The sequence below is a fragment of the Stagnimonas aquatica genome (assembly GCF_003730135.1).
In the GTDB taxonomy this organism is placed as follows: Bacteria; Pseudomonadota; Gammaproteobacteria; order Nevskiales; family Nevskiaceae; genus Stagnimonas; species Stagnimonas aquatica.
Genome location: NZ_RJVO01000011.1, coordinates 24,103 through 38,006, shown reverse-complemented (window position 1 = coordinate 38,006; position 13,904 = coordinate 24,103). Strand labels below are relative to the sequence as shown.

The following is a 13,904-nucleotide window of genomic DNA, read 5'->3' as shown; positions in this document are numbered from 1 at the left end:
TCAGAGTAAGCCTTCGAGTGCAGCGATGGTGAGAAATGAGCCGCAGACGAGCACTGGGAGCCCCGGGGCGGACTGACTGCGCGCGGCCGCCAAAGCACTGGCGGCGTCTTCGCAGGGGGTAGCTCTGAGGCCCGCGTGGTTCAGACGCTGCGACAAGGCGCTTGCCGATAGCCCACGCGGCGGCGGCAGCCCGAAGACCCAGGCCTGAGCCAGATGCGGGCCGAGAATTTCGGCGATTCTCTCCACCGGCTTGTCAGACAGCATGCCCACCAGCCATTGCAGCCGCCGCCCCGGATAGCGGCTGGCGAGATGGGCGGCCAACACCTCGGCGGCCTCGGCGTTGTGGGCGACATCCAGCAGCAGATCGCCTCGGAGTTCCAGTCGGCCGGCCAGTCGCAAGGCTGGTAAGGCAGCGCGAATCGCCTCTTCGCGGACGGGCAATTTCGGCTGCAGGGTTTCCACGGCGGCGATAACGCCTGCGGCATTGAGCAACTGATGCGCGCCGGCGAGCCCGGGCAGAGGCAGTCCATGCAGTTGCCGCCCAGGGCCGGACCAGTGCCAGACCGCGCCGTCGGACCGGAAGCCGAAATCGTTCCGGTCCAGTCGCAGCAGAGGAATGTTCAGATCTTCTGCTACCCGGAGCAGGCTGCGCGGCGGATTGACGTCGACACACACGGCGGGGCGTCCTCGACGGAAAACGCCCGCTTTCTCGGTGCCGATGGCTTCGCGGTCGGGGCCCAGCCACTCGCGGTGGTCGAGACCGATGTTGGTGACCAGAGCGAGATCGGCGTCCAGGATGTTGACTGCATCCAGACGCCCGCCCAGGCCGACCTCCAGCACCTGCACATCGACGGCGGCTTCGCGGAACAGCCACAGTGCCGCGAGCGTGCCGAATTCGAAGTAGGTCAGCGACTCCCCTGCCCTGGCCTGATCCACCGCCCGGAAAGCGCGACAGAGCGCCTCATTGCTGGCGGTCTCGCCGTTGATCATGACCCGCTCGTTGTAGCGGTAGAGATGCGGCGAGGTGTAGGCGCCGACGCGATAGCCTGCCTGACGGTAGATCAGCGCCAGCAGGCTGGTCGTCGAGCCCTTGCCGTTGGTGCCGGCGACAGTGAGAGTGGTGGCCGGCGCCGTCCGCAGTTGGAGACGGTCGGCGACCGCTGCGACTCGGTCCAGCCCCAGTTCGATGCTGGCCGGATGCAGGCGCTCCTGATAGCGAAGCCAGTCGTCCAGGCCCCAGCTTGCGGTGGCTTCAGGCGGCAAGCGGCGGCTTGAAGTGGGTGAGCATGGACAGCAGCTTGTAGAGGCGTTCGCGCATGTCGCGACGGTCGACGATCAGGTCGATGGCGCCCTTGTCCTTGAGGAATTCCGCACGCTGGAACCCTTCGGGAAGTTTCTCGCGCACGGTCTGCTCGATCACCCGAGGGCCCGCGAAACCGATCAGCGCATTCGGCTCGGCCACGTGCAGATCGCCCAGCATCGCGAAGCTGGCGGAAACACCGCCCATGGTCGGATGGGTGAGCACCGAAATGAACGGCAGGCCGCGTTCGTGCATCTTCGCCAGCGCCGCGCTGGTCTTGGCCATCTGCATCAGCGAGAACAGCGACTCCTGCATGCGCGCGCCACCAGAAGCGGCGAAGCAGACCAGCGGGATGCCGTGATCCAGGCAGGTGTTGACGCCACGCACAAACTTTTCGCCAACCACCGAGCCCATCGAGCCGCCCATGAAGCTGAACTCGAAGGCTGCCGTCACCAGCGGCAGGCCCATCAGCTGGCCGCGCATCACGATGAGAGCATCGTTTTCCTGCGAGTCCTCGATGGCTTCGCTCAGACGCTCGGTGTACTTGCGGCTGTCCTTGAAACCCAGCGGATCGACCGACTTGATGCCGGCGGCGATTTCGATGCGCGGCTCCGGGTCAAGAAAATGGTGCAGTCGCGCGCGTGCGCCGATGGGCCGGTGTGCGCCGCACTTGGGGCAGACCTCCAGGGTGCGTTCCAGCTCGGCGCGGTAGAGCACCGACTGACAGCTTTCGCATTTGGTCCAGAGCCCTTCCGGCACACTCTTGCGGCGGACCCCTTCGGTCAGCAGACGGGAACCGGAAATCTTGTCGAGCCAGCTCATGGTGCGTCGGATCCTGGTGAACGGCCTTGGACCGCTGCCTTCCCAGACCGAGACCTGACCGTGGACGGCCGGGCCGAGGTGGAAACTGACAGGGGTACAACGGCGGGAGCGTTTACGATGAACTCAAACCGAAAGTTCGTCCAGAGCCTTGCGGATGGCGCCGAGTTTAGCGGTGAGCAGCGCCGGCAGCACTTCCGGCGTCGCGGCGTGCTTTTCGATCTCGGAAACCAGCGCAGAGCCCACCACCACCCCGTCGGCAACCTGGCCGACGGCCGCTGCGCTGGCGGCGTCACGAATGCCGAATCCGACCGCCAGCGGCAGCGCGGTGTACTGGCGAATCTCCGCCAGCTTGTGCGCGACGCCGGCCACGTCGAGGGTCGCGGCACCGGTCACGCCTTTCAGGGAGACGTAGTAGAGATAGCCGCTGCCCACTGCGGCGACGGCACGGATACGGGCTTCGGAACTGGTTGGCGCCAGCAGGAAGATCATGTCCAGCCCGGCTTGACGGAACAGCGGCGCGAATTCCGGAGTTTCCTCCACCGCGAGGTCAACGATCAGCACGCCGTCGACGCCAGCATCGCGCGCCTGCTCGGCGAACTTGGCGACGCCACGGTGCTCGATGGGATTCAGATAACCCATCAGCACCACCGGCGTGCTCTGGTTGCTGCGACGGAACTCGCGCACCAGCTCCAGCAGCTTGCTGACGTTGGTGCCGGCCGCCAAGGCTCGCTCGCAGGCCAGCTGGATGGTCGGGCCATCGGCCATCGGGTCGGAGAACGGCATGCCCAGCTCGATCACATCGGCGCCGCCCGCCACCAGGGCGTGCATCAGGCCGACCGTATGGGCCGGCGCCGGATCGCCGCCGGTGATGAACGGGATCAGCGCCCGGCGGCCCTGGGCCTTGAGGTCGGCGAGTTGTTTCTGCAAACGGCTCATGCGGAGTACGGGTGGTGCGGCACTGGAGAGCGACGGCTCAGGTCAGCGAAATGCCTTCGCGCTTGGCGATGGTGAAGATGTCCTTGTCACCGCGGCCAGAGAGATTGATCACGATGTGACGGTCGCTACCGAGCGTCGGAGCCAGCTTCTTGGCATAGGCGACGGCGTGACTGGATTCCAGCGCCGGGATGATGCCCTCGCGACGGGTCAGCTCGTAGAAGGCCTCCATCGTTTCGGCATCGGTGGCGGAAACGTAGTGCACCCGGCCGATGTCCTTGAGCCAGGCGTGTTCGGGGCCGACGCCCGGGTAGTCGAGGCCGGCGGAGATGCTGTGGGTGCCGATGATCTGGCCGTCGTCATCAGCCATCACGTAGGTGCGGTTGCCGTGCAGCACGCCCGGCTGTCCAGCCGACAGCGGCGCGGCGTGGCGTCCGGTCTCAATGCCGTCGCCGCCGGCTTCGACGCCGTACATGGCCACTTCCGGGTACTGCAGCAGCGGATGGAACATGCCGATGGCGTTGGAGCCGCCGCCGACGCAGGCAACCAGTGCGTCCGGCAGGCGGCCGATCTGCTCGCGACTCTGGCCGATCAACTCTCGGCCGACGATGCTGTTGAAGTCGCGCACCAGCATCGGGTACGGGTGCGGGCCGGCAACGGTGCCGATGACGTAGAAGGTGTCATCGACATTGGTGACCCAGTCGCGTAGCGCTTCGTTGAGCGCGTCCTTGAGCGTGCGGGTGCCGCTGGTCACCGGCACCACCTCGGCACCCAGCAGCTTCATCCGGTAGACGTTGGGCGACTGCCGCTCGACGTCGTCAACACCCATGTAGACCACGCACTTCAGCCCCAGCCGGGCGGCAATCGTCGCGGAGGCAACGCCGTGCTGGCCGGCGCCGGTCTCGGCGATGATCCGGGTCTTGCCCAGGTGCTTGGCCAGCAGCGCCTGACCGATGGTGTTGTTGATCTTGTGCGCGCCGGTGTGGTTCAGGTCCTCGCGCTTGAGCCAGACCTGCGCGCCACCCCAGGCCCTGGTCAGCCGCTCGCAGTGGTAGAGCGGGCTGGGCCGGCCGACGTAATGCGCGTAGTCGCGATCCAGTTCGGCGCGAAAGGCCGGATCGTCCTTGAGTCGCGCGTAGGCTTCTTCGAGCTGCCGCAGCGGCTCCATCAGGGTCTCGGCCACGAAGCGCCCGCCGTAGGCCCCGAAATGACCACGGGCGTCGGGGAACTGGGCGTAGTCGTAAACCATGTCTTTCAGGAATCCATCTGGGCGTCGGCGGCGCGGACCGCCGCGACGAAGGCGCGCATTTTAAGGGCATCTTTGCGGCCTTTCGCGGCCTCGATCCCACTACTCACATCCACGCCCCAGGGATGCACGCTGCGTATCGCTTCGGCCACCGTCTCCGGGCGCAGACCACCGGCCAGCATCAGCGGACGCCGGCGCTGGTCCGGCGCCGGCAGATCCGACCACCGGAAGGCGGTGCCAGAGCCGCCGCCGCCTTCGCGGCTGTGACTGTCGGCCAGCAGGGCCCAGGCGTCCGGGTAGTCCTGCTCCCAGTCCGACCAGCACTGCGGATCGCCCATCGGCACCGCGCGGATGTAGGGCTGGCCGCAGCCGCGCACCAGCGCCGGCGATTCGTTGCCGTGGAACTGCAGCAGGTCGGGAGCGAGTTCGGTACGCACTGCCTCGATCAGCGCCGCGTCGGCGTTCTGTACCAGGCCGGCGGTACGCGGACCCGGGGGCAGCGCCAGGCGGATGGCCCGAGCCTGGGCCAGCGTGATCTGGCGCGGGCTGCCAGGCACCAGCACGAAGCCGATCACGTCCACCCCCAGTTCGGCCGCGATCAGCGCGTCTTCCAGACGGGTGATGCCACAGAACTTGATGCGGGTGCGGCCGGGATTCATGACGCCATTGTCGCCGGAAACCAGGGCTCCGGCGGCGCCGGCAGGCCGAACTCCGCCGGATATTCAGGACCGACGAAGTAGAGGCCATCGGCCGGCGCGGTCATGCCCGCCAGCCGCCGCTGCCGGCTGGACAGCACCTCGGCGACCCATTCCGGCGGCTGCTTGCCCTGCCCCACCTCGGCCAGCGTGCCGGCGATGTTGCGCACCATGTGGTGCAGAAAGGCGTTGGCGCGGATGTCCATCACCACGAACTCGCCGCTGCGCCAGACCCGGATCGCGCTGACGTTGCGGAACGGCGTCGGCGACTGGCATTCGGAGTCGCGGAAGGCGGAAAAGTCGCGCTCGCCCAGCAGTGCTTGCGCAGCGGCGTGCATGCGCTGCTCGTCCAGCGCACGGGGCCAGAACGTCACCCGACCGGCCAGCAGGGCTGATCGGGCGCGGGAATTGAGGAACACGTAACGGTAGCGCCGCGCCAGCGCCAGATAGCGGGCATGGAAGTGTGCGGCCACCGGCTGCACCCAGCGCAGCGCGATGTCGTCCGGCAGGTGGACATTGCTGCCCAGCAGCCAGGCCAGCGGTGTGCGCGTCGAGGGGCTGTCGAAATGCACCACCTGCCCCAGTCCGTGGACGCCAGCGTCGGTGCGTCCGGCGGCGAATACCTGCACCGGATGCGCTGCGATCTGGCCCAGCGCCTGCTCCAACTCACCCTGGACGCTGCGGATATGCGCCAGCCGCTGCCAGCCGGCGTAGGCGGCACCCTGGTATTCAATGCGTGCGGCCCAGCGCTGCATGGGGATCGGTACGGCGGCCTGCGTCAGGGGAAGTCGGCCGGCGCCACGCGTGGCGCTGGCGCGCACCCTTTAGGCCGGCAGGCGCTCCAGCAAGCCGCTGGCTTCGCTCTTCTGCGCGGCATTGCCCTGCTGCTGGACTTCCTGCAGCAGGCCGCGCGCCATCTCGTTGTCGCCCATTTCCACGTAGGCGCGCGCGAGGTCGAGCTTGGTGTTGAACTCGTCTTCAACCGAGCCGGCATCCAGCTCGCGCGGGGTCAGGCTGATCTCGAAGTCGGCCAGGTCCAGTTCCGGCTCCGGCTGTGCCCGAGCGGCGGGGGCCAGCGAGGACTGCGGCGCGTCGCCCGCCAGCGACAGCTGGAAGTCCAGCCCCGGCAGCTCGTCGACCACGCCCGGCGTCTTCACCTTGGCATTGCCCGGTGCCGGGTTCATCGAACCGTCGAGATCGAATTCGAGCAGGTTGCTGTCCAGCGCCGGCGGCGGCGCGGCACTGGCGGCGCCCAGCGGTGTGATGCTCTGCCCGAGCATGAAGTCGATGGAGTCCGGATCTTCCTGCGGGATGTCCTTGACGTCGCCGACCAGCGCGGGGTCCAGCTCCAGATTGAATTCCACCGGCGGCACGTCGGGCTTCAGCGCCGACAGCGGCGGGATCGAAACCTCCGGCAGATCCAGCGGCGCGAGGTCCAGCGAAGGCGCTTCACTGGCGATCGGCGGCGGTGGCAGCGAGGACGAGGGCGCCGGCGAGACGGCGGTGGGGATCGAGTGGATCGGTTCCGGCGGCAGCGACAGGTCGGAATCGTCGAAGCCGAGGTCGAAGTCGGCTGCCAGTTCGGCGCCAGCATCGGACTTGAACAGCGCGACGCCCGGGCAGAGCTGCGAGCCCATGATCGCGATCTTGCCCCACTCGGCGGGGCTCAGGCGCGGCTTCAGCTCTTCGGCCAGCAGCTGGAACTCCATCGGCTTGCCCGCCGCGAAATAGGTTTCCGCCAGCTTCACCCGCACATCGTCGCGGTCCGGCGTCTTGCCCAGCGCCTGCTTGAGCAACAGGATCGCCTCGTCGTAAAGACCGTAGGCGAGATGGAAGTCAGCCTCGGAGATCGGGTCGTTGGCATCCAGATTGATATGCAGGGTTTCCGCCTGCATCTGGGTGGTCATGTCGAAGTCGGTCTTCTTCTGACCGACTTGCGTGGCCGCAGCGGCGTTCTGCAGGGTCGCGGCCATCGCCGGCTCGATGATCAGCGTCGACTCAAACGCCGAAGGCTTGCCGCCGGCGGCTCCACCGTCCAGTTGCTGGGTGATGGCCTGGGTCTGTTCGAAGTCGGCCGGGTTGGTGCGCGTCGCATCCACCTGCGTGTCGCCCAGCCGGTTGGCGGCGGCCGCGCCGGCGACGCTGGCGACGGCAGCGGCCCGCGCCGATTCGGACTCCCGGCGCGAGGAGCGCCGCTTGCCACCACGGCGGGTACTCAGCACGCGGGAGCCCACCAGCCCGATCAGCACCAGGGCCAGCAAGCCGCCCAGCGGCAAGGCGTAGGCGGACAGCAGCTCAAGAATGCCGCCCTCGTCCTCTTCCGCCGGGACTGTCTGCGCCAGCTTGGGAGGACTGACGGCCGGAGGCGGCGTGGCAGCGACGGCGGTTGGCTCGCTCGCAGGCGTCGCCTCGGTGGCGGTGGGCGCGGCAGCGGTCTCGGCCGGCTTGGCGGCCGGAGATTCCGGTTTGGCCTCAGGTCCAGCGGCCTCGGCGGGCGCCGCCGTCGGTGCTGCAATGATCTTCGACGGCACCGGCTCGATCTTGCTGGCCGGAGCCGGAGCCGGAGCCGGAGCGGGCGTCGAAACCGACGAAGCCGGCTTGGCCGGCTCGGGCTTGCTGGCCGATGGGAAAGCTTCGGCCACCGATTTCACCAGCGGTTTGGCCGGTGCGGCTGCCGTGGGGGGAGCGGCCGGTTCTGGTGTCTTGACCGCCGGCGCGGCCGCCGGTGGCACAACAGCGGTCACCGAGGCGCTGCCAACCGGCTTCTCGGGCTTGCTGGCCGGTGCCTTCTCCGTCGCTGCCGGAGGCGCAGCGGCCGGCTTCACCGCCGGCGTCGGAGCCGGCGGGACAGGTTTGCTTTCCGGCTTCGCAGCGGGGGCGCCAGACTGCCGCAGCGCCGCCAGGCCCGCCTTGGCCTCGGCGGGTGTCTGGGCCTGGATCGCTTCCAGCGCCGGCACGTTCAGCATCGCACCCTTGTTGACCGTGGTGCCGCGCTGGATGGTCTTGGGATTGGCCAGGGCCAGGGCGTACATCACCTGGTCCATGCTCACCGAGGCATCCGGACGCAGGCGCGTAGCGATGCTCCAGAGCGTGTCCTGCGATTTCACCGGACCGAAGCTGGCACCCGAGGGCGCCGGCGGCGGCACCGCCGCAGCTGGTGCAGCCACTGCCGGGCGCAGCTCCGGTTTGCGTACCGGGGCCGGCTTGGAAACCGGCGCCTGGCTGGTTTCGGTGCTGGTCTGGTAGAACTCGTTGTCCGGCTTGGCGGGCGGCGGCAGCGGCTTGCTGGCGACCACCGGCGCGGGCGGCGGCGGCAGAGGTTTGGCAGCCACCACGGGCGCCGAGGCCGGGGTCGGCAGCGGTGCGGGGGGCGGTAGCGCGGTCACCGACTGCGGTGCCGGCACCGGTTTGGCCGGCTTGCTCGCGGCCGGCAGCGCCAGTTGCGGCGGGTCGAGCAGGACGGTGTACTCGCGCATCAGCTTGCCGCCCGCCCAGCGGGCCTGCACCAGCAGGTTCATGACCGGCTCGTGGGCAATCTGGGAGCTGCTGACCAGTACGCGCGGACGCCCCTGGTCGTTCTTGATCACGAACTCCAGGCTGGACAGGTAGTCGGAGCGCTCGAGACCGGCGCGGTCGAAGGCTTCGGCGGGCGCCAGACTCAGGCTGAGGGTTTCCAGATCCTCGGCGTCGATTTCGTAGAGCGGAATGGTGGCGGAGAAGCGCTGGTTCAGCAGCGAATCGACATTGATCTCGCCCATGCCCAGGGCCTGCGCTGCGGTCGTGTGGACGAGCACAGCGGTTGCCGCTGCCGCAGCCAGAACCCGTACCCGCGCGAATGTGCGTCGCATAACCACTCCCTAGACCCCGCCGTGACCACATATCCGGCGCCGGGCAATGTGAGAGTAATGCATGAAAATCCGGCGCTAAGCTGTTTTATAACCTATTGTTCTCGCGCCAATCAACGACGCTGGAAGCGCCGATTCCCAGTGCCCGTGCACACCGCCGGCCGGGGGCGGCGGTGCTACAGCAGATTCCGCTCGACCAGGGCCTCGGCGATCTGCACCGCGTTGAGCGCCGCCCCTTTGCGCAGATTGTCGGTGACCAGCCAGAAACTCAGACCCTGGGCCGGGGCCAGGTCGCCGCGCAGGCGGCCGATGAACACCGCATCCTCGCCAGAGGCCTGGCCGATCTGGGTCGGATAGTCGGCGTCGGCGGAAAGACTCAGACCCGGTGCCGAGGCCAGCAACTCGCGGGCCGCCGCCAGGCTCAGCGGTTGCTCGGTTTGCAGATGCACCGCCGCCGCATGGCCATAGAACACCGGCACCTGCACGGCGGTGACGCTGATGGCCAGCGCCGGCGCCTTGAGCAGCTGACGGGTTTCGCGGATCAAATCGCGCTCTTCCCGGCTGTGGCCGTCGGCATCCAGCGCACCAATCTCCGGCAGGCAGTTGAAGGCGATCTGCTGACTGAATACCCGCTGGCTGACCGGCTGGAAGGTGAGCAGCTGGCGGGTCTGCTGGGCCAGTTCCTCGACCGCTTCGCGCCCTAGTGCGGATACCGCCTGGTAGCTGGACAGCTGCACGGACTTCAGCCCGGCAGCGCGCTGCAGCGGCGCCAGGGCCAGCGCCAGGGCGATGCTCAGGGCGCCGGGGGCGGACAGCCGGCGGTCACCGCCGAGCTCGAACAGCAGCCCGGTATTCAGCTCCGGCACCAGCAGCGGCACCTCCGGCACCGCCCGCAGAGCGCCGGCGGCGTCGATCAGCCAGCAGCCGGCGGCGGTGATCCGCGCCAGCAGCGCGGCATCCAGGCCGGCGCCATAGGCAAGGAACACCAGATGCAGACTGCCGTAGTCGCAGCTGTCGGCTGGCAGAAGATCCCATTCCTCGCCGCCGGCCTGCACCACCGCGCCCTGGCCGGGCGCCAGGCTCAGGGCCTGAATCTCGGCGCCGGGAAAGCGGCGGTCGATCAACAGGTCCAGCAAGACCTCGCCGACGGCGGTGTCGGCGCCGAGCACGGCGACGCGGTATTTGCTCATGCCCGCTCGACGAGGATGCGCAGCATGCGCCGCAGCGGCTCCGCCGCGCCCCAGAGCAGCTGGTCGCCACAGGTGAAGGCGCCCAGGTACTGCGGGCCCATGTTGAGCTTGCGCAGGCGGCCGACCGGCACGTGCAGCTTGCCGCCGACGGCGGCCGGGGTCAGCTCGCGGACCGAGATTTCCTTGTCGTTGGGGATCAGCCGCACCCAGTCGTTGGCGCCACGGATGAGGTGCTCGAGATCGGCCAGCGGCACATCCTTGTTGAGCTTGATGGTCAGCGCCTGCGAGTGGCAGCGCATGGCGCCGATGCGCACGCAGATGCCATCGACCGGGATCGGGTTGGCGCCACGGCCGAGGATCTTGTTGGTCTCGACCTGCCCCTTCCACTCTTCCTTGGACTGGCCGCTGTCGAGCTGCTTGTCGATCCAGGGGATCAGGCTGCCGGCCAGCGGCACGCCGAAGTTCTGGGTCGGGAAGTCGGCGCTGCGCAGGGTGGCGGCGACCTTGGCGTCGATGTCGAGGATGGCGCTGGCCGGATCGGCCAGCTCCGGCGCCACCGCCGCATGCACGCGGCCCATCTGCGCGATCAGCTCGCGCATGTTCTGCGCGCCGGCGCCGGAGGCGGCCTGGTAGGTCATCGCGCTCAGCCATTCGACCAGGCCCTCGCGGAACAGGCCGCCGAGCGCCATCAGCATCAGGCTCACCGTGCAGTTGCCGCCGATGTAGTCCTTGGTGCCGGCGTCGAGCGCGCGGTCGATCACCTCGCGGTTGACCGGGTCGAGGACGATCACCGCGTGATCCTGCATGCGCAGGGTCGAGGCGGCGTCAATCCAGTAACCCTTCCAGCCGGCCGCGCGCAGCGGGCCGTAGACGGCGCTGGTGTAGTCGCCGCCCTGGCAGGAGACGATCACGTCGAGTGCGGCCAGCGCCTTGAGGTCGTTGGCGTTCTGCAGCGCTGGCGAGTCCTTGCCGATGGCGGGCGCCTGGCCGCCGACATTGCTGGTGGTGAAGAACTGCGGCTCGATCAACGCGAAGTCGCGCTCTTCCTGCATGCGCTGCATCAGCACGGAACCGACCATGCCGCGCCAACCGACAAATCCGACCTTCAACATTATTGTGTTTCCTGAAGCTACGAAGCCTTTTAAGGAGATTCGTCATTCCCACGCAAGCGGGGATCCAGTAGTGATGCGGGGGCACTCCGCTGGAGGACTGGATCCCCGCTTTCGCGGGAATGACCTTGTGAGTTAAAGGCGCGCGATGACTGCGTCGCCCATGGCCTGGGTACCGACCTTGGCCTCGCCCGGGGCGGCGATGTCGCCGGTGCGCAGGCCCGAAGCCAGTACCTGCTGCACCGCCTGCTCGAGCTTGTCGGCGAGATCGCCACGCTTGAGCGAATAGCGCAGCAGCATGGCCAGCGACAGGAGGGTCGCCAGCGGATTGGCGATGCCCCTGCCGGCGATGTCCGGCGCGCTGCCATGGATGGGTTCGTAGAGCCCCTGCCCCTGCGCGTTCATCGAGGCCGAGGGCAGCATGCCGATCGAGCCGGTGAGCTGGGCGGCGATGTCGCTCAGGATGTCGCCGAAGATGTTGTTGGTGACGATCACGTCGAACTGCTTGGGCGCGCGCACCAGCTGCATGGCGGCGTTGTCGACGTAGAGGTGGGAAACCTCGACATCGGGATAGTCCTTCGCCACTTCCAGCACCACCTCGCGCCAGAGCTGGCTGGACTCCAGCACATTGGCCTTGTCCACCGAGCAGAGCTTCTTGTTGCGCAGGCGCGCGGCCTCGAAGGCGGTGCGGACGATGCGCTCGATCTCGAAGTCGGAATAAGCCTCGGTGTCGCTGGCGACGCGCGCCTGGGCGACGGTGTGGCTGCCCACCGAATAGTTCTCGACCACGGCGCTGCTGCGCTTGCCGAAGTAGATACCGCCGGTCAGCTCGCGGACGATCAGGATGTCCAGACCGGCCACCAGTTCGGGCTTCAGCGAAGAAGCGCCGGCCAGCTCCTTGTAGAGCAGCGCCGGACGCAGGTTGGCGTAGAGGCCGAGCGCGGCGCGGATGCCGAGCAGGCCGCGCTCCGGGCGCTTGTCCTTGGGCAGGGTGTCGTACTTGGGACCGCCGACGGCGCCGAGCAGGATGGCATCGGCGCCGCGCGCCTTCTCCAGGGTGACGGCGGGCAGCGGTTCGCCGTGGGCGTCGTAACCGGCGCCGCCGATCAGGCCGTACTCCCAGCTCACGTCGAGACCGTGGCGGTCACGCAGGGCGGCGAGCACCTTCTCGGCTTCAGCGACCACTTCGGGGCCGAGGCCATCACCGGGGAGCAGCAGAATCTTGGCAGTCATTGCGTGAGCTTTATGGCTTGTCGAGGGGATAGAGGCTGAGCGTGCCGGCGCTCAGGTTGGGAACCAGCAGGCCCTTGCCGGGCAGGATGGCGAGGTCGGCAATGCCCTGTTCCAGCGGCAGCCAGAGGCGCACCTCGCCGTCGGCGGCAACATGGAAGAGGTTGCCGAGCGCGAAATCGCTGACGTAGTAGCCGCCCTTGCCGTCTGCGGCCAGGCCATCGAGGTTGCCGAACGGGATCGGCGCGAAGCGCGGCTGGACGGCGCGGCTGTCGAGGTCGACGGCTTGCAGCCAGCTCTGCTCGGCCGGGGTCTCGCCCTGCGCTTCCCGGCCCCAGCTGGCGACCACCAGCTGGCCCTTGTCGAGCACCAGACCGTGTGGGGTTTGCAGGTCGGCGTTCTTGACGATCTGGCTGAAGCTGTCGCCGGACAGCCGCCAGATGGCATTGCCCTGGGCGTCGGAGACGTAGACCACGCCGTTGCTGGCCACCGCGACATCGCTCAGCGAGCGCGTTCCGCTGGCCTTGAAGCGGCGCTTGACCCGGCCGTTGCCGGTGTCGATTTCCAGCAGCTCGTCGAGGTCGGCGACGTAGAGCAGGCCGTAGTAGTAGCCCAGGCCCTTGGGTGCATTGAGGCCGCCCAGCCAGCGCTTCTTCAGTAGCCGGCCTTCCGGCGACACCTGGCTGAGATAGCCCTTGCCGTCCTTGCCCAGCAACTCGCCATCGACGTTAGCGACGTAGATCAGCTTCTGCTGGCTGGCATAGACCGCCGACTGCGGCTGGTCGAGGCCGGTCAGCGTCCAGCTGGCGGGCGGCGCCGCCTGCGCGGTGGAAACCAGCAGCAGAGCGGCAAGCAGGGCGGAGAGGCGCATGGGCAGGTCCTGGGCGGAGAACTTAGGAGAACAGCCAGGGCGCCGACTTGGCGCGCTGCGCCTCGTAGACCCGGATGGCGTCCGCATGTTCCAGGGTCAGGCCGATCTCGTCGAGACCGCGCAGCAGGCAATCCTTGCGGAAGGGGTCGATGCTGAAGGCGGCTTCGGCGCGGTTCCACTGCACCTTCTGGGCGGCGAGGTCGATGGTCACTTCCAGCTTCGGATCGGCCGCGACCGCCTGGAACAGCGCCTCGACGGTGTCGGCCGGCAGTTGCACCGGCAGCACGCCGTTCTTGAAGCAGTTGTTGAAGAAGATGTCGGCGAAGCTGGGCGCGATCACGCAGCGGAAGCCGTAGTCGGCCAGCGCCCAGACCGCGTGCTCGCGCGAGGAGCCGCAGCCGAAGTTCTCGCGCGCCAGCAGCAGCTTCGCACCCCGGTGCAGCGGCTGGTTGAGCACGAACTCCGGGTTGGGGCGGCGACTGCTGACCGGAATCGACAGGTCACCGGCGTCCAGATAGCGCCAGTCGTCGAACAGATACTGGCCGAAGCCGGACTTGTAGATCGACTTCAGGTACTGCTTGGGGATGATCGCGTCGGTATCGACATTGGCGCGGTCCAGCGGCAGTGCCGGGCTGGTGAGGACGGTGAAAGCTTCCATAGGGT

General features: G+C 68.1%; 12 protein-coding genes. All 12 read right to left on the bottom strand.

Features of this window, described 5'->3' with window-relative positions; all coding sequences use genetic code 11:
- The 12 genes from folC to leuD all read right to left on the bottom strand — a co-directional run bounded on the left by folC (window position 1) and on the right by leuD (window position 13,899).
- Window positions 1-1,263 carry a bifunctional tetrahydrofolate synthase/dihydrofolate synthase gene (gene folC / locus ED208_RS16665; RefSeq protein ID WP_233575100.1) on the bottom strand — a complete coding sequence of 421 codons (1,263 nt, stop codon included), beginning with the start codon at window positions 1,261-1,263 and terminating at the stop codon, window positions 1-3.
- A complete protein-coding gene (accD, locus tag ED208_RS16660) occupies window positions 1,253-2,122 on the bottom strand; it encodes an acetyl-CoA carboxylase, carboxyltransferase subunit beta (protein ID WP_123213064.1) in 870 nt (289 codons plus the stop codon). Before accD ends, folC begins: the two co-directional genes overlap by 11 nt.
- 123 nt (window positions 2,123-2,245) lie before the next feature.
- Window positions 2,246-3,058 carry a tryptophan synthase subunit alpha gene (trpA, locus tag ED208_RS16655; RefSeq protein ID WP_123213063.1) on the bottom strand — a complete coding sequence of 271 codons (813 nt, stop codon included), beginning with the start codon at window positions 3,056-3,058 and terminating at the stop codon, window positions 2,246-2,248.
- Between the two features lie 37 nt (window positions 3,059-3,095).
- Window positions 3,096-4,304, bottom strand: a complete 1,209-nt coding sequence (gene trpB / locus ED208_RS16650) for a tryptophan synthase subunit beta (RefSeq protein ID WP_123213062.1) — start codon at window positions 4,302-4,304, stop codon at window positions 3,096-3,098.
- Between the two features lie 5 nt (window positions 4,305-4,309).
- Window positions 4,310-4,960, bottom strand: a complete 651-nt coding sequence (locus tag ED208_RS16645) for a phosphoribosylanthranilate isomerase (protein ID WP_123213061.1) — start codon at window positions 4,958-4,960, stop codon at window positions 4,310-4,312.
- A complete protein-coding gene (gene truA / locus ED208_RS16640; protein ID WP_123213060.1) occupies window positions 4,957-5,751 on the bottom strand; it encodes a tRNA pseudouridine(38-40) synthase TruA in 795 nt (264 codons plus the stop codon). The genes ED208_RS16645 and truA overlap by 4 nt, the downstream gene beginning before the upstream one ends.
- Before the next feature lie 69 nt (window positions 5,752-5,820).
- Window positions 5,821-8,844, bottom strand: coding sequence for a FimV/HubP family polar landmark protein (locus ED208_RS16635; RefSeq protein WP_123213059.1), 3,024 nt, complete (start codon window positions 8,842-8,844; stop codon window positions 5,821-5,823).
- A 173-nt stretch (window positions 8,845-9,017) separates the two neighbouring features.
- On the bottom strand, window positions 9,018-10,031 hold the full coding sequence (locus ED208_RS16630; protein WP_123213058.1) for an aspartate-semialdehyde dehydrogenase: 1,014 nt from the start codon (window positions 10,029-10,031) through the stop codon (window positions 9,018-9,020).
- Entirely contained in the window at window positions 10,028-11,143 is a 1,116-nt protein-coding gene (asd, locus tag ED208_RS16625; protein WP_123213057.1) for an aspartate-semialdehyde dehydrogenase, read from the bottom strand. Before asd ends, ED208_RS16630 begins: the two co-directional genes overlap by 4 nt.
- A gap of 132 nt (window positions 11,144-11,275) precedes the next feature.
- A complete protein-coding gene (gene leuB / locus ED208_RS16620; RefSeq protein ID WP_123213056.1) occupies window positions 11,276-12,373 on the bottom strand; it encodes a 3-isopropylmalate dehydrogenase in 1,098 nt (365 codons plus the stop codon).
- A gap of 10 nt (window positions 12,374-12,383) precedes the next feature.
- Window positions 12,384-13,241 (bottom strand): SMP-30/gluconolactonase/LRE family protein, encoded by an 858-nt coding sequence (locus ED208_RS16615; protein WP_123213055.1) that lies wholly within the window; start codon window positions 13,239-13,241, stop codon window positions 12,384-12,386.
- Window positions 13,242-13,263: 22 nt separating this feature from the next.
- Complete coding sequence (gene leuD / locus ED208_RS16610; protein ID WP_123213054.1) at window positions 13,264-13,899, bottom strand: 3-isopropylmalate dehydratase small subunit; 636 nt, start codon at window positions 13,897-13,899, stop codon at window positions 13,264-13,266.
- Between the last annotated feature and the right edge of the window lie 5 nt (window positions 13,900-13,904).